Source organism: Mesorhizobium sp. M1396 (assembly GCF_040317725.1).
GTDB lineage: Bacteria > Pseudomonadota > Alphaproteobacteria > Rhizobiales > Rhizobiaceae > Mesorhizobium.
This window is the reverse complement of record NZ_JAMYLA010000015.1, coordinates 73,442-90,000: the sequence shown is the minus strand read 5'-3', so window position 1 is coordinate 90,000 and position 16,559 is coordinate 73,442. Positions and strand designations below refer to the sequence as shown.

Here is a 16,559-nt window from a genome sequence, read left to right as displayed (position 1 = left end):
GCACGGGTTGGACGGCCACGAAGGAGCCCTATTGCCGCCGCATTGCCGTTCGACACCAAGGCCAACGAAGTGGGCGCCGCGCCAACCGCGCGGTGCCTCTTCAAGAGCCTCATAGAGGCGTGCGCGATGAGCCTTGCAATAGAGGGTGCATCGCCGCCCTTTGTAGAGCGCTCTATAAGAGAAGTGCGCGAGGGGGAATTCGGTCGAAGCCTGGCGCTTCGTTGACTTCACCTGCCATGACAGGCAAATGTCACGGCCACAACAAAGCGACAAGCCGTTCCGCCCGGGGAAGAAGCAGCCTTTCTGGATGCCAGACACGGAAGATGTCATAGCCAAACTCGGCAACGAGCCGCCGCTTATCGCGGACGGCCGCAGCGGCCCGCCCGACCGGCGCGAGGTTTCTGCACGCTGGCTGTCGGGAACCTTTCTCACCGGCGTGACCTCGAGCGTGCTGATGGGCGTGGCGCTGTTTGCCGCCCTTGACGGCCGCCAGCAGCTGGCCACCCCACCCGAGATCGCCGAGTTGATCAGTCTTGCCGGCAACGGCGATTCCGGCGAGGTCGCCAAGACGACCAGGCTGGTGGCGCCGCGTCAGATCGCCAAGGCCAAGGACCGCCGGCGCATGGAAGTGTCGATGGTGACAAAGGTCGGCGACCGCGACGTCATCCACACCATGCCTTTCGTGCAGATCAAGATGGCACTCGCCGCGGGCCACACCACCAGCCGCGCCTACCCGCCCTTCGATCCGATGCAGGTGTTCGGCGACGATGGCGACGACGGTGCTCAGCCGGCGTCAGCCTCGGCCGCCTCCGGCCAGATCTACGGCGCCAAGGTCGAAAGCGAGATGAGCCTGAAGACCGTCGATTTCCCGGTCGAGACGGCTTCCTTCGACGAAAAGAGCGACCTGTCTGCCGACGAGGTGGAAAAAGTGGTGCGCGAGGCCGGCACCGATCTCAGCGACGGCGCCGTGCAGGTTGCTTCGCTTCACTATGTCGACCCGCAGCGGTTCGGCGAGGCCTTTGCCGAGAGCATGGCGGGCTCCTATGACGTCAAGATCGTGCCGGAGAACGTCTCGGTGGCGCCGCGCGCCGCCGCCGACGACCAGGCGCCGGCTTTCGCCGAGGAAATCATCCCCTTCACCAAGGATCTCGATGTCACCGAGGCTTTTGCTGATTCGGGCTACACGGGTGAAGACGCCACCGGCATGGCCGAAGCGATCGCCAAGCTGTTGAACGCGACAGCGCTCAAGGCCGGAACCGTGCTGCGTGTCGGGCTTGAGGTTCATGGCGATACCGCCAAGGTCGTGCGCACCAGCGTCTACGACAGAACACAGCACATCGTCACCATCGCGCTCGACGATCGCGGCCAGTATGTGCCGGCGCAGGAACCCGATCCGAATCCCGAATTGCTGACGGCCTTCGATGATTCGTCGGCTCCGGTGGTGGTGCGCGGCAACCTGCCCAACATCTATGACGGCATCTACCGCACAGCCTATTCGTACGGCATGTCCAAGGCGATGACCAAGCAGCTGATCAAGCTGCTGGCGTCTGGCGTCGACTTCCAGTCCCGGCTCAACCCCGCCGACCGCATCGAAGTGCTGTTTTCGCAGCCCGATGGCGACGACCAGACCTCGGACAGCTCCGAGCTTCTCTACGTCTCGGCGACGTTCGGCGGCCAGACGCGCAACTTCTACCGCTTCCAGATGCAGGACGGCAGCACCGACTATTTCGACGAGAACGGCTCGAGCTCCGAGCAGTTCCTGCTGCGCAACCCGTTGCCCAACGGCAGATTTACCTCCGGGTTTGGTGCCCGCAGACATCCGATCCTTGGCTATGTCCGCATGCACACCGGCACCGATTGGGCCGCTCCCATCGGATCGCCGATCATCGCCGCTGGCAATGGTGTCGTCGAGAAGGCGGGTTGGTCCGGCGGCTATGGCAAGCAGATCATCCTGCGCCATGCCAACGGCTACGAGACATCATACAATCACCAAAGCGCCTTCGCCAAAGGCATCGAACCCGGCGTGCGCGTGCGCCAGGGGCAGATCATTGGTTATCTCGGCCAGACCGGTCTCTCCACCGGTCCGCACCTCCACTACGAGCTGATCGTCAACGGCACCAAGGTCGATTCGATGCGCGTCCGGCTGCCGGTCGGCAAGGTGCTGAAAGGCGATGACCTCGTCGCCTTCAAGCGCGAGCGCGAGCGCATCGACGATCTGCTGAAGCAGGAAGACAGTGACTCGCTGAAGGTTGCGAGCGCCAAGATCGACGGTTGATCCCGTCGGCCTCCATCCTTGCTGAATTTCTCAGCCTTGCGGATTTTCGGCATCCCGCGGCCATGGCAGCGGTTGCCCGGAAATGGTCGTCCAGGCGATGACAGCCGAAAGCAGGCAAAGCAGCGCTGTCACCGCGGAGACAGCGGCAAACGCAGCGTCGCTCGCGGCAAGCCTTGCCGCGTCGACGGCGGGTGCAAGCGCTACCGTTGCCGGTTCGCCAAAGCCTGGCACGCCGGGCGTTTCATTGCCATCCAGCGCATGCGCGTAGACCCAGGCGGCGAGCGAGCCCATTGCCGCCACCGCGATCAGGCCGCCGATGCGCGAGACGGCATTGTTGATGCCGGAGGCCGCACCCGTATCCTTGTCTTCCACCGCCGTCATGATCGCGGTCGACAATGGCGACACGACCAGCGCCATGCCCAGCCCCATCAGCGCCATCAGCGGAAATGTCCCCGTCCAGAAATTGTGGATGCCGGCATGGGCGAGCAAGGCAAGTCCGGCAAAGGCGAAAGCCACGACGAGGCTGCCGCAGGCGATCGGAAAACGCGGGCCGATCCGGTCCGACAACTGGCCGACCGGCCCTGACAAAAGCGCGATCGATGCCGACAGCGGCAGGAAGATGAAGCCGACCTCGGCCGTACTCAGTCCCCAGCCGGCGATCAGCAGCATCGGCAGATAAAAAAGATTGGCTGACAGCGCGAAATAGAGGAAGAACGTCGCGACATTGGCGCCGGCGAAAGCGCCGACGCGAAACAGCGACAGGTCGATCATCGGCTCGCGCTGCCGAAGTTCGAAAAAGACAAAGACGACAAGCAGCGCGACACCGGCTGCAATGCTCGGCCCCGACATGTGGTCCTCGCCGCTGGCACTTATCGAGGTTAGTCCATAGGCGAGCGCGCCGAAGGCCAATGTGGCGAGCGCGGCACCGCCAAGGTCCAGGCTGCGTTTCTCCGTCGCCGCATCGGCTGGAACCTTGGCCAGCAGGAGATAGATCGAGATCAGCCCGAGCGGCAGGTTGATGGCGAAGATCGCCCGCCAGATGCCGTCGCCGAAGGCCGACAGCACGAAGCCGCCAAACACCGGGCCAAGCGCCGTGGTCAGTGCCGACGCCGCCGCCCAGATGCCGATGGCGCGGCCGCGTTCTTTCTTCGGATAGGCCTTGGCGATGATGGCGAGACTGCCCGGCACCATGATGGCCGCACCGATGCCCTGCACCGCGCGAAATCCAATCAGCACAATTGCATTCGGCGCCAGCGCACAGGCAAGCGAAGCGGTAACGAACAGCGCAATGCCTGCCACGAAGGCGCGGCGCAGCCCGAATCGGTCGCCGGCGGCACCCCCGGCAAGGATCAGCGCCGAGAGCGTCAGCGCATAGGCATTGGAAATCCACTGCGCTTGCGCCAGGCTGGCGCCGAGGTTGACGCGGATCGCCGGCGTGGCGATGGCGAGGATCGAGCCATCGATGAAGCCGAGCGCCGAGGCCAGGATGGCCGCTATCAGCACAAATCGCCGCTGCGCTTGCGGGCAGAAGGTTCGATTCGTGCCCGGACTGGTCAGCGGGACGGCGGCGGCGGCACTTGGTGAATGCATGAAACCTTGCTTAGACCTCCAGTGCATCGGCAACAACCAGCCAGTGGCTTGCTGTTGTTGAAACCAGCCACATTGCCGGGATTGTGCCTGTTCTGATGCAAACGGCGGCAGCCATGTTAGGTTTCCTGGGAATTTGCAACGGGGAGAAATCGATGAAGCGGCCACTTGAAGCATCGGCGGAAGGACGCGGCCGTATCGTCGGCATCACCGACGGGGTGTTTGCCATCGCGCTTACCCTGATCGTTCTCGAAATCAGGGTGCCGGCGCACGAGGCGATCCATTCCGAAGGCGAGCTGCTTGCCGCGATCGCGGCACTGGCGCCACGCTTCCTGACTTACGCCTTGAGTTTCCTGACGCTGACCATCTTCTGGTTCGGCCAACAGGCGCAGCATGGTCTGATCGCCAGATCCGACCGACGGCTTGCGACGTTGAACCTCTGCTTTCTCGCCTTCATCGCCCTGCTGCCGTTCTCGACCGACCTTCTGGCCGACTTCCTCGAGTTCAGAACCGCCGCGCTGGTCTACTGGCTCAATCTGCTGATGCTCGGCGTCACCCTGTTCGCCAGCTGGCGCTATGCGGAGAAGAACGGCTTCCTGGCAGAGGGCATCGACGCGGAAACGAAACGCACGGTCTATCTGCGCATCGTCAAGGCGCAAATCCTGTGGGCGATCGGCGCCGCACTGTCATTCGTCAATCCCTTGCTCGGCATCGGCTTCATCCTGGTCGTGCAGTTGATCTATGCCGCCGCACTTCGGAGTTCACTGCTGCGCAAAGTCATCGGCTGAAGGTCCGCCGACAAACTCCACCGTCACGCCCGGCGAAACCAGCTTGGCCAGCTCACGGGCATCCCAGTTGGTCAGGCGCACGCAGCCATGGCTTTCAGTCTTGCCGATCTTCGATGGGTCCGGTGTGCCATGAATGCCGTAGGTCGGCTTGTCCAGCGCGATCCAAACCGAGCCGACAGGACCGTTCGGGCCTGGCGGAATGGTCAGGACCTTGTTGTTTTGACCCTGCTTGAAATTGATGCTGGGGTTGTAGGTGTAGTTCGGATCGAGCGCGACGCGCGACACCGCATGCGTGCCGGACGGTGACGGCGTATCCGACGAGCCTATGGTGGCGGGATAGGCTGCCACCAGCTTGCCGCCGGCATCATAGGCGAAAACCTCTTTCTTGTCCTTGTCGGCGACGATGCGAGCCACCGGCGTCGACACCAGCCTGCCGAAATTGGCGACCTTGATGATCGTGCCGGGACGATTGAAGTTGAGGTCCGGGTTGAGCGCCTTGAGATAATTCTCGTCCATGTGGAAGCGCTCCGCCAGCGCTTCGGTCACCGACGTATAGCCCATCCGGTCGAGCTGCGCCTTTTGGCTGTAGTCTTCCGGGATCGAGGCGACATACGGGCCGGCCGCATCCTCCGGCGTGATCGTGTAGTTGGCGAAAGCGTCGCCGCCGGATTGCGCCAGTGCCGACTGGATGCCGACAGCATCCGTCGATCGCAGATTGCTGCCGGTGATCTGGTTGTAGGCGGCGAGTGCCTTGTCGACATTCGAACCGAATCGCCCGTCGATGACGCCAGGCGAAGCGCCACCCCGGTCGAGCAGCGCCTGCAGCGCCGCGACGTCCTGGCGTGCTCCCAGCGAAAGCGACGGGTCGATGGTCTTGCCGCCGATCTTCGGCGGCAGTCCCGCCTGATCCTCGGGCATGGCCTGTTCGGTGGGTGCCGCGGGCTCGACAGAGTCTATCGAGGCCTCGTCCAGCGGCTGACGCGTGATGGTGCGCGGCTCTGCCGGCTGCGGTGCATCGGGAAAATTGTTGTCGTAGCTGCCATCGTCCTGCAGTGGCGGCGGATAGGCTTCCACGGAATTGTCACCGTTAGGATCGTATTCGTCCGCCGGCGGCGGGATGACCCGGCCTTCCTCTTCCAGTTGCTTGCGGCGGAACCGCGCCATGTCTTCCGGATCGTCGAGATAGTAGCGGTCATTGTCATCGGGGGCGCGGCCCAGTTCGCGCAGCCGTGTCTCGCGACGCAGCACTCGACGGTCGAGCCGCGTCTGCGGCGGTTGGATGGCGATGACCTTGCCGGTATCGGCATCGACAATGACGCGGTTGCCCCTGGCGTCGTAATAAATGTCCACATTGCCGTCCTGCGCGAGCAGGACGCCACCGTTATTGGCGGCACGGACAATCGGTGGTGCGCTGTCCTGCGTCGGCGCGGCAAGGGCATTGGAAGATAAAAACCCGCCGGCAAGTACCGAGAGGGTGAAGATCGTGCGCAGCATGGTGGCGAAGCTCTCCGGTCCGTAATTGCCGCCGCCCGGCAGTGTCCCTGTAAGGCGAACCCCTTCGCCAGCAAACCAGTTAGTCACCATATGGTTCCAATATGAACCGGGCATGAAGATGGCGGTTTCCGGCGCATCGGCGAATATTATCTAGCTTGCGGCAAGTCCCAATTCCTTGCGCACCTGCTTGGTCAGCTTCAGGGCGACAAGGCGATGGCTCTCGCGCAGATAGTCCTTCAGCGCACTATCATCCATGCTCTGGCTTGTCCGACGCTGGATCCATGTCATGCCGCGCGAGGCAAGATAGGGCGCGGGCCGCAGACCCGGCTGCTCCTTGAGCACATCATAGGCGATATCGGAGCATTTGAAGGTCACGAAAAGTTGGTCGCCCTGGTCCCAGCCGCCGATCGCAAAGACCTTGGCTCCGACCTTCCAGACATGGGCACCGCCCCACTGGACGACATGGGTCGTCGAGGGCAGCGAGGCGCAGAAGCTGTTGTAGTCGTCCAGCGTCATCAGTGCTCTCGTTTTTCGTATGAAAACGCCGCGCGTCCAGAATGGACGCGCGGCGTTGGATCAGGCCGCCGCTTCCGCCGCGACGATCGTCGGCTTCGAGCGGAAGTTCAGCCGGTCGGAACCGGCTGTCGCCTTGACGGTCGAGCCGTCGAGAATGTCGCCAAGCAGTATCTTCTCCGCCAGCGGATCCTGCAACTCCTTCTGCATCACTCGCTTCAGCGGCCGCGCGCCATAGGACGGGTCGTAACCCTTGGCTGCCAGCCAGTCGATCGCCTCCTGATCCAGCGAAAGCGTGATCTTGCGGTCGACAAGCAGGCTCTCCAGCCGCTTGAGCTGGATCTCGACGATGCGGCCCATATCCTGCCGGCGCAGCCGGTGGAACAGGATCACCTCGTCGACGCGGTTGAGGAATTCCGGCCGGAACGATGCCCTCACCACGCCCATCACCTCGTCTCGCACGGCGTCGACATCCTGGTCCTCGCCGAGATTGACGAGATATTCAGCACCGAGGTTCGAGGTCATGATGATCAGCGTGTTGCGGAAGTCGACCGTGCGGCCCTGCCCGTCGGTCAGGCGGCCGTCATCGAGCACCTGCAACAGCACGTTGAAGACATCGGGATGCGCCTTCTCGATCTCGTCGAACAGCACGACCTGATAGGGCCGGCGCCGCACCGCTTCGGTCAGCGCGCCGCCTTCCTCATAGCCGACATAGCCGGGAGGCGCGCCGATCAGCCGGGCAACCGAGTGCTTCTCCATGAACTCCGACATGTCGATGCGCACCATGGCGCTCTCGTCGTCGAACAGGAAGCTCGCCAGCGCCTTGGTCAGTTCGGTCTTGCCGACGCCTGTCGGCCCGAGGAACATGAACGAGCCGATCGGCCGGTTCGGATCCTGCAGGCCCGCACGCGCCCGACGCACGGCTTTCGAGACGGACTGCACCGCTTCGCCCTGGCCGACGACGCGCTTGCCGATCTCGTCTTCCATGCGCAGCAGCTTGTCGCGCTCGCCCTGCAGCATCTTGTCGACCGGAATGCCGGTCCAGCGCGAGACGATATGGGCTACGTGGTCGGGAGTGACCACCTCTTCGACCATGCCGACCTTGCCGTCCTGGGCCTCGGCCTCCTTCAGCTTCTTTTCCAGTTCCGGGATCTTGCCATAGGCAAGCTCGCCGGCGCGCTGGAATTCACCCTTGCGCTGGGCGATGGCAAGGTCGTTGCGCGCCTCGTCGAGCTGCTTCTTGAGGTCAGCGGCGAGCCCGAGTTTCTGCTTCTCGGCCTGCCACTTGGCGGTGATCTCGGCCGATTCCTCCTCGAGGCCGACGAGTTCCTTTTCCAGGCGGGCGAGCCGGTCCTTCGAGGCATCGTCCGTCTCGACCTTCAGCGCTTCGCGCTCGATCTTGAGCTGCATGATGCGGCGATCGATCTCATCCAGTGCTTCGGGCTTGGAATCGACCTGCATACGCAGTCGCGATGCGGCTTCGTCGACGAGATCGATCGCCTTGTCCGGCAGGAAGCGGTCGGCGATGTAGCGGTTGGACAGCGTCGCCGCCGCCACCAGCGCCGAATCCGAGATACGCACCTTGTGGTGCTGCTCGTATTTTTCCTTCAGGCCGCGCAGGATCGAAACGGTGTCTTCCACCGTCGGCTCATCGACGAACACCGGCTGGAAGCGGCGGGCAAGGGCTGCATCTTTCTCGACATGCTTGCGGTACTCGTCGAGCGTGGTGGCGCCGACACAGTGTAGTTCACCGCGCGCAAGCGCGGGTTTCAACAGGTTCGACGCATCCATGGCGCCGTCCGCCTTGCCGGCGCCGACCAGCGTGTGCATCTCGTCGATGAACAGGATGATGTTGCCGCTGGCCGAGGTGACTTCGGAGAGCACGGCCTTCAGCCGCTCCTCGAACTCGCCGCGGTATTTGGCGCCGGCAATCAGCGCGCCCATGTCGAGCGCCATCAATTGTTTGTCCTTCAGCGATTCCGGCACGTCGCCATTGACGATGCGCAGCGCCAGGCCTTCGGCGATCGCCGTCTTGCCGACGCCCGGTTCACCGATCAGCACCGGATTGTTCTTGGTGCGGCGCGACAGCACCTGAATGGTGCGTCGGATCTCGTCGTCACGGCCAATCACCGGATCGAGCTTGCCGGCACGCCCATCCGCGGTCAGGTCGCGCGCATATTTCTTCAGCGCGTCGTAGCCCTGTTCGGCACTCGCTGAATCGGCGGTGCGGCCCTTGCGGACGTCGTTGATGACCTGGTTGAGCGCCTGCGCGGTGACACCAGCCTTGGCCAGGATGTTGGCGGTCTTGGCCGATTTCTCCATGGCGAGCGCCTGCAGCAGCCGCTCGACGGTGACAAAACTGTCGCCGGCCTTCTTGGCCAGTTCCTCGGCAGTCGAGAACACTTTTGCCAGCGGCTGCGCCAGATAGAGCTGGCCATTGCCGCCCTCGACCTTGGGCATCGCCTCGAGCGCCGTCTCGACGCCAAGCTTGACGTCGCGGACGTTGCCGCCGGCGCGCTCGATCAGCGATGCGGCCAGGCCCTCGTCATCGTCGACGAGCACTTTCAGGATGTGTTCAGGCGTGAACTGCTGGTGGTTGCGGGAGAGCGCCATGGTCTGCGCGGACTGGATGAAGCCTCGCACGCGCTCGGAGTACTTCTCAAGGTTCATATCTGTCTCCTTCCATCACCGGCCCGCTTTGCGGCACCGGATCAGATTGCGGTGACGAATCCGCCCATTCGAGCCGGATCCTGTTCAGCCGAGATATGGTGCATAGGCCATGCTGTCTCAAGGCGCCTTGATGTCGGTCAACGCATAATATTCCATCGCGGCACAAAACAAAAACGGCGGGGATTTCTCCCCGCCGCTCAAAGTGTTTGAAATGTCGTTCGATCAGTTGTCGATGTCGACAATGGCCGGTTCAGCGTTGCCGCCGTCGGCCGGGGCCGCAGCCACCTCGCCAGCTTCGGCATTGTCGCCACCGCCCTCGACCTGATTGGCGTTGACGCGCGGACGGCGCGGACGCCTCGGGCGACGGGCAGCACCGCTTTCGGCGGCCGCCTCATTGAGCTCGGCCCGGGCGGCAAGGCCCGCTGGCGAAAGGTTCTCGAACAACGGAGCAGGTTCGGCCGCCGCAACGGACTCGGTCGGCGAAGCGGCTTCGCCCTGAATTGCGGGCTCGTTGCTCTGGGGCTGACCACCTTGCTCGGCGGACGATGAATAGTCGCGCTGGCCGCTCTGGCCGTAACCGCCATTGGGGCGACGATCGCGATGGCGTCCACCATTGTTGTCGCGGCCACCAATGTTGCGCCCGCTATTGTCGCGGCCACCTTCCCGGTTGAGCGCAACCTCGGCCGGCATGCCTTCGATGACCGGCTGCGGGCCGGCGCCATGGTTGATCACCGGCACCTGGGCGTCGGAAACAGTGTTGTTGTTGCCGGTATTGTCGAAATCGTCGCGATCCTCGTCGCCGTCATCATCGAAATCATCGCGATTCTGCTGCGTGTTCTGGATCGGCATCTGCGCCTGCGCGGCCGCGATGATGCGATTGTAATGTTCGGCGTGCTGGAGATAATTCTCCGCCATGACCCGATCGCCGGAGCTTTGCGCGTCGCGGGCAAGGGTGGCGTATTTTTCGGCGATCTGCTGAGCCGAACCGCGGATCTTGACGTCCGGGCCATTGCTCTCGTAGTTGCGCGTCAGGGGGTTCGGCCCCTTGCGGTTGTTGTTGTTATTGTTGTTATTGTTGCTACCGCCGCCGCCACTGTTGTTGCGACCGCGCATGCGCCTGTTCTGCTGTTGTGGCCTCATCAAACTCTCTTCATTGTCATCTTGAAATTTTCGAAAACTCTTCACGAACGGAGGCGCTCATGCAGCCAGCCGCTTCGTCTCTTCACCGGCGTTCGCCCGCATCAATTGCGTTGGCGCCACGTGCCATCCTGTTCCGGTTACATCACTTGCCGGACGATTCCCGCACGAAGCTTGGGCATCGGTTGCGCAAGAAGGCAGCTATTTCCAAGGAAAACCGAATCGCTAAGAGCACTGCCTGCTTCGTCTCATCCGGTTAAGGCGACCCTAGCCGCATTCCCCGGCATTGCCAAGCGCTTTTTGCACTGCGTCAAGGCTTTATCCTTTCAAAGACAAGAACCCTGTCGTTTCCGCCAAAATCCCGAAAAGCACCGCCCGGCACGTAGCCGGCAGCAGTGAATATCTCCGAGACTTGGTCGTGCTGCGTGTGGCCGATCTCGACCGCAATCCTGCCTTCAGTTTCCAAAAATCTCGCCGCCTCCGCAGCGATGATCCTATAGGGGTTCAGACCGTCCGCGCCGCCATCCAAGGCAAGGCGCGGGTCGAAATTGCGGACTTCGTCCTGCAGATTTCCAATGTCTTCGGAGGGTATATAGGGAGGGTTTGCGGCAATTACATGGTACCGGCCCGAAACTTTTTCGAACCAGTCCGACTGGAGCGCTGTGAACCGCCCTGCAAGGCCCAGTTGCCCGGCATTGCGGGTCGCCGTCGCCAGCGCGCCCGCGGACAGATCGACACCGGTGGCGATCGCGGCCGGCACGGCGCTGAGCAGCGCCAGCGCGATGGCGCCGGTACCGGTGCCTAGATCGAGGATGCGGCATGCGCCATCCCGGACCGCAATTGCCTTGACGAAAGGCAGCATCGCGTCGACCAGCGTTTCGGTATCCGGCCGCGGCTCCAGCGTTTCCGGCGACAGCGACAGGCGCAAACCATAGAATTCGCGATAGCCTAGGATGCGATGCACCGGCTCGCCGCCGGCGCGGCGCCTTAAGGCGGCATCGATTTGGGCAACGACGCCAGCGTCGACCTTGCGTTCGGGGTCCGCGATGGCTTGCGTACGCGTGGTGCCGGAAAAATGCTCGACGATCAGCCGCGCATCGAGCGCCGGATCATCGGTAGCGGCAGCGGCAAGCCGAGCCTGCGCTTCCCGCAGCAGCGGCCCGAGCGTCTCGGGCAGTTGATCAGCCATCGATACCGATGTCGGCAAGCAGCTTCGACTGGTGATCGGCGATCAGCGCGTTGATGATCTCGTCGAGCTCGCCCATCATCACCCGGTCGAGCTTGTAGAGCGTCAGGTTGATGCGGTGGTCGGTGACGCGGCCTTGAGGGAAATTGTAGGTGCGGATGCGCTCGGAGCGGTCGCCGGAGCCAACCTGCGACTTGCGTGATTCGGAGCGCTCCTCGTCGGCCTTGCCACGCTCGAGGTCATAGAGGCGGGCGCGCAGGATCTGCATGGCCTTCGCCCGGTTCTGATGCTGCGACTTCTCCGCCTGCACCACCATGATGCCAGTCGGCAAATGAGTGATGCGCACAGCCGAATCGGTGGTGTTGACGTGCTGGCCGCCCGAACCCGAGGCGCGCATCGTGTCGATGCGGATGTCTTCGGGCCTGATATCTATGTCGACCTCCTCGGCTTCCGGCAGCACGGCGACGGTGGCGGCCGACGTGTGGATGCGCCCGCTCGCCTCGGTCGCCGGCACGCGCTGCACGCGGTGCACGCCGGATTCGAATTTCAGATGCGCAAAGACGCCCTTGCCCGACACCGTGGCGATGATTTCCTTGTAGCCGCCGGCGTCGCCGTCGCTGGCCGAGGCCGTCTCGAAACGCCAGCCGCGTTCGGCGGCGTAGCGCTCATACATGCGAAACAGGTCGCCGGCGAAAAGCGCTGCCTCATCGCCGCCGGTGCCGGCGCGGATTTCGAGAATGGCGTTCTTGTCGTCGGCGGCATCCTTGGGCAACAGCAGGATCTGGATGTCCTTCTGCAGCGCCTCGATACGTTCCTCGACCTCCGGCAGGTCGGCCTCGGCGAGCGCCCGCATCTCGGCATCGGTGCCCTTGTCGGCAAGCATGGCTTCGAGGTCGGCCTGCTCATGCTCGGCCAAGCGCAGTGCCCTGACCTTGGCCACCATGTCCTGGATTTCAGCATATTCGGACGCCATCCGCACATAGGCATCCGGGGCCGGGCCAGCCGACATCTGCGCTTCGAGCATCTCGAAACGCTTGACGACTTGATCCATACGATCGCGGGGCAGGTTGACCATGATGAGGCTGCTACAATGGAATCGAACGGTCGTCGGCAAAGGCCTGCAGCAGCGCCCGCATCGGCAAACCCTGTGCCGGCGCCATCAGATTGTCGTCGAAGAATGCCTCCAACTCATCCAGCGGCAGTTCCGTCAGCATCGCCTTGACCGGGCCGATCGAGGCCGGCGACATCGAGATCGAGCGGAAGCCGAGGCCGATCAGCGCCATCGCCGAGATAGGTTTTCCGGCGAGTTCGCCGCACAGGGTTACCGGCGTGTGGTTGCGGACACCGGCATCGGCGATCTGCTTCAGGACGCGCAGGAACGGCGCCGACAGCGTGTCGAAGCGGTTCGCCAGTTGCGTGTTGCCGCGGTCGACAGCCATGACGAACTGGAACAGGTCGTTCGAACCGACCGAGACGAAATCGACCGCTTTCATCAATTCGTCGAGCTGGAACAAGAGCGACGGCACTTCCAGCATCGCCCCCAGCTTCAGGCTGGTCGGCAAATGATGGGCAAAGCGTGACAAATGCCGCACTTCGCGGTCGATGATCTCGCGTGCCTGGGCGATCTCGCCAAGCTCGGTCACCATCGGCAGCATCAGCTTGAGCTCACGCCCGCCGCTGGCTTTGAGCAAGGCGCGGATCTGGGTGCGCAGCAGCCCCGGCCGGTCAAGCGTCAGGCGGATCGCCCGCCAGCCAAGCGCCGGATTCTCTTCCTGGATGGAGCCCTTGAAGTAGGGCAGCACCTTGTCGCCGCCAATATCGATGGTGCGGAAGGTGACAGGCTTGCCGCGCGCCGCCTCCAGCACGTCGCGGTAGAGTTTTTCCTGGGCCTCGGCCCGGGGAAATGTCGAGGCGACCATGAACTGCAGCTCGGTGCGAAACAGGCCGATGCCGGCCGCACCCGATTCGACGAGCTGCGGCAGGTCGACGGCAAGGCCGGCATTCATCAAAAGATCGACCTGGACACCGTCCCTGGTCGTCGACGGCTTCTTGCGCAGCTCGCGATAGACCTCTTGCCGGCGCGCCCGGAACCGCACCTTTTCGGCATAGGCGGCTTCGAGATCGGCCTGCGGCCGCAAATGGATCACGCCCTCTTCGCCATCGACGATAATGGCGTCGCCGTTTTCCGCCATGGAAACGGCGCCCTTCATCTGGCCGGCGACAGGGATGCCCATGGCGCGCGCGACGATGACGACGTGGCTGGTCGCGGCACCGTCCTCGAGCACCAGCCCGCGCATCTTGTCCCTGGGATAGTCGAGCAGTTCGGCGGCTCCCATGGAGCGGGCGACGATGATGGCGTCCTTCGGCAGCGATGCGGCGACATCCTCCGGACCACGCCCCATCAACTGGCGCAGCAGCCGGTTGGCGAGGTCGTCGAAATCACTCATCCGTTCGCGCAGATACGGATCGGTCATGTGCAGCATGCGGGCGCGCATGTCGCTCTGCACCTTTTCCACGGCAGCCTCGGCGGTCAGGCCGTTGCGGATCGCCTCCTCCAGCCGGCGCACCCAGCCGCGATCGTTGGCGAACATGCGATAGGCTTCCAGAACCTGGCGATGCTCTCCCTCGAAGGCGACGTCGCGGCGTTCCAGCATGTCGTCGATGGAGAGCCTTAGCGAGCCGAGCGAGGTTTCGAGCCGGCGGACCTCTTCCTCGCTGTCCTCGTTGAACAAATTGGTGACGACGATGCGCGGCTCGTGCAGCACGACATGGCCAAGCCCGACGCCTTCATTGAAGGACAGGCCAGTGAAGCTGACCGGGCGGCGCAGATCAAGTTCGAGGCCTGGCCTGGTCAGCCGCGCCAGATCGCCGGTGGCGATCATCTCGGCGATCACCATCGCCGTCGTTTCCAGCGCCTCGACCTCGTCGTCGCGGTAATGGCGCATGGTCTTGTTCTGCACCACCAGCACGCCCAGCGTGCGCCCTGCCCGCAGCACCGGCACGCCGAGGAAGGAGTTGTAGATCTCTTCCCCGGTCTCCGGCAGGTAGGCAAATGCCGGGTGTTCCTGCGCATTGGAAAGGTTGAGCGGCCGCGCACTGGCCGCGATCGTGCCGACCAGGCCTTGCCCCAATCGCAACTGCGCCAGATGGACGGCGTTCGGGTTCAAACCCTCGGTGGCGTAGAGTTCGAGCACCGAATCGGAGCGCAGCACATAGAGCGAGCAGACTTCGGCGACCATATTGGAGGCGATGTCGCGCACGATCCGGTCAAGCCGCTCCTGCGGCTCCAGCGGCTCTTGCATGAGCTCGCGGAGCCGTTTCAGCAAAACGCGCGGGCCACTGGCCTGATCACGCATCGCGGCTTGTTCTCCAATGGGCATTCTGCCCGACGCAGTTTCCACCGCGACCGGCGCACACGCAACAACTCAAATCGTTCTCGCTACTGCTTATCCAGACCGTAGACGGAATGCAAAGTACGAACCGCAAGTTCGGTGTACGGACCGTCGATCAGGATCGAAATCTTGATCTCCGAAGTCGTGATGGCACGGATGTTGATCGACTTGTCTGCCAGCGCCTTGAAAGCGGTGGCGGCGACGCCGGCATGGCTCCTCATGCCGATGCCGATAACCGAAACCTTCGACATGCCCGCCTCCGACTGCACGACATCGTAGCCGATCTCGGCTTTCAGCCGCTCAAGCACGGCCAGCGCCTTGTCGACATCGCCCGACGGCACGGTGAATGTCATGTCGGTAGACTTTCCGTCCTCGGATATGTTCTGGACGATCATATCGACATTGATGTTGGCCTCGGCCAGCGGTCCGAAGATGCCGGCGGCAACGCCCGGCCGGTCGCCGACCCGGCGCAGCGAAATCTGCGCTTCGTCCTTGGCATAGGCAATTCCGGTGACGACCTGCTGTTCCACGATCTCTTCCTCGTCGCAAATGAGCGTTCCGGGCGGATTGAGCAAATCCCCCATTCCGGGCGCGTCGGGATCGTCGAAGGACGACCGCACGAAGGTACGCACCCTGTGCACCATGGCAAGCTCGACCGAACGCACCTGCAGAACCTTGGCACCGAGCGAGGCCATTTCAAGCATTTCCTCGAACGATATCTTGGCCAGACGCCGCGCCTTGGGCTCGATGCGCGGATCGGTGGTGTAGACCCCGTCGACGTCGGTGTAGATGTCGCAGCGATCGGCCTTGACCGCCGCCGCGATGGCAACCGCGCTGGTATCGGAGCCGCCGCGGCCTAGCGTGGCGATGCGATTGTCCGGGCCAATGCCCTGGAATCCGGCGATCACCGCCACCTGGCCCTCGCCGAAGCGCTTGATCAGGAACGCGCCGTCGATATCGAGGATGCGCGCCGCGCCATGCGCATTGTCGGTCTTGATCGGGATCTGCCAGCCCTGCCAGGAGCGTGCATGCACGCCCATGTTCTGCAAGGTGATTGCCAGAAGGCCGGCCGTGACCTGTTCGCCGGACGCGACGACCGCGTCATATTCGCGTGCGTCGTGCATCGGCGAGGCCTCGCGCGTCCAGCCGACCAGTTCATTGGTCTTGCCGGCCATCGCCGAGACGACCACCGCCACCTGATGGCCGGCGTCGACCTCGCGTTTGACGTGACGCGCCACATTGCGGATGCGGGCGATGTCTGCGACGGAGGTTCCGCCGAATTTCATCACGATGCGCGCCATGGAAGCGAAATGCCTTTGACTGAAACCGGACCCCAGCCCAAAAGCGGAATCCCGAAAAGCGGAAGACCGGCTGACGCCGGCCGCTGAATGCGCGCCTCCTTAGCCAAATGACGAAGGTTTCGCAAGGCTGGCGGCGGATTGCCGGCTTCAAGAAGGTTGGCATATTGCGTTCCGCCGCCGCGCCGCTTACGAAATACTGCCCTTTGGGGGAATTCC

General features: G+C 63.4%; 12 protein-coding genes (1 of these 12 cut by a window edge). 2 read left to right on the top strand and 10 right to left on the bottom strand.

Annotated features, from left to right (window positions below; all coding sequences use genetic code 11):
* Positions 1 to 19: the 5' portion of a hypothetical protein gene (locus tag NKH02_RS12400; RefSeq protein ID WP_352867760.1), read on the bottom strand. Its footprint begins 278 nt before the window's first position; the window shows 19 of its 297 coding nt (coding positions 1-19); it begins with the start codon at positions 17 to 19; its stop codon lies off the left edge, out of view.
* 288 nt (positions 20 to 307) lie between these two features.
* Between NKH02_RS12400 and NKH02_RS12395 the strand changes: the two genes are divergently transcribed.
* Entirely contained in the window at positions 308 to 2,275 is a 1,968-nt protein-coding gene (locus NKH02_RS12395; protein WP_352879056.1) for a M23 family metallopeptidase, read from the top strand.
* 30 nt (positions 2,276 to 2,305) lie between these two features.
* Here NKH02_RS12395 and NKH02_RS12390 read toward each other — a convergent pair whose 3' ends face one another.
* Complete coding sequence (locus NKH02_RS12390; protein ID WP_352879053.1) at positions 2,306 to 3,865, bottom strand: MFS transporter; 1,560 nt, start codon at positions 3,863 to 3,865, stop codon at positions 2,306 to 2,308.
* 152 nt (positions 3,866 to 4,017) lie between these two features.
* Between NKH02_RS12390 and NKH02_RS12385 the strand changes: the two genes are divergently transcribed.
* Complete coding sequence (locus NKH02_RS12385; RefSeq protein ID WP_352879050.1) at positions 4,018 to 4,650, top strand: TMEM175 family protein; 633 nt, start codon at positions 4,018 to 4,020, stop codon at positions 4,648 to 4,650.
* Here the strand turns inward: NKH02_RS12385 and NKH02_RS12380 are convergent.
* The 8 genes from NKH02_RS12380 to NKH02_RS12345 form a co-directional block, all read right to left on the bottom strand.
* On the bottom strand, positions 4,624 to 6,144 hold the full coding sequence (locus NKH02_RS12380) for a L,D-transpeptidase family protein (RefSeq protein WP_352879120.1): 1,521 nt from the start codon (positions 6,142 to 6,144) through the stop codon (positions 4,624 to 4,626). The genes NKH02_RS12385 and NKH02_RS12380 overlap by 27 nt on opposite strands.
* Positions 6,145 to 6,294: 150 nt before the next feature.
* Positions 6,295 to 6,660: an MmcQ/YjbR family DNA-binding protein gene (locus NKH02_RS12375; protein ID WP_352879048.1), complete on the bottom strand. Its 366-nt coding sequence runs from the start codon at positions 6,658 to 6,660 to the stop codon at positions 6,295 to 6,297.
* Positions 6,661 to 6,720: 60 nt separating this feature from the next.
* Positions 6,721 to 9,327 (bottom strand): ATP-dependent chaperone ClpB, encoded by a 2,607-nt coding sequence (gene clpB / locus NKH02_RS12370; RefSeq protein WP_352879045.1) that lies wholly within the window; start codon positions 9,325 to 9,327, stop codon positions 6,721 to 6,723.
* A 222-nt stretch (positions 9,328 to 9,549) separates the two neighbouring features.
* Positions 9,550 to 10,467, bottom strand: coding sequence for a DUF4167 domain-containing protein (locus NKH02_RS12365; protein WP_352879042.1), 918 nt, complete (start codon positions 10,465 to 10,467; stop codon positions 9,550 to 9,552).
* Positions 10,468 to 10,774: 307 nt separating this feature from the next.
* Positions 10,775 to 11,653: a peptide chain release factor N(5)-glutamine methyltransferase gene (prmC, locus tag NKH02_RS12360; RefSeq protein ID WP_352879040.1), complete on the bottom strand. Its 879-nt coding sequence runs from the start codon at positions 11,651 to 11,653 to the stop codon at positions 10,775 to 10,777.
* On the bottom strand, positions 11,646 to 12,725 hold the full coding sequence (gene prfA, locus NKH02_RS12355; RefSeq protein WP_352867779.1) for a peptide chain release factor 1: 1,080 nt from the start codon (positions 12,723 to 12,725) through the stop codon (positions 11,646 to 11,648). Before prfA ends, prmC begins: the two co-directional genes overlap by 8 nt.
* 10 nt (positions 12,726 to 12,735) lie before the next feature.
* Entirely contained in the window at positions 12,736 to 15,006 is a 2,271-nt protein-coding gene (gene ptsP, locus NKH02_RS12350; RefSeq protein ID WP_352867781.1) for a phosphoenolpyruvate--protein phosphotransferase, read from the bottom strand.
* Positions 15,007 to 15,089: 83 nt separating this feature from the next.
* A complete protein-coding gene (locus tag NKH02_RS12345; RefSeq protein WP_352867783.1) occupies positions 15,090 to 16,343 on the bottom strand; it encodes an aspartate kinase in 1,254 nt (417 codons plus the stop codon).
* Positions 16,344 to 16,559: the final 216 nt, after the last annotated feature.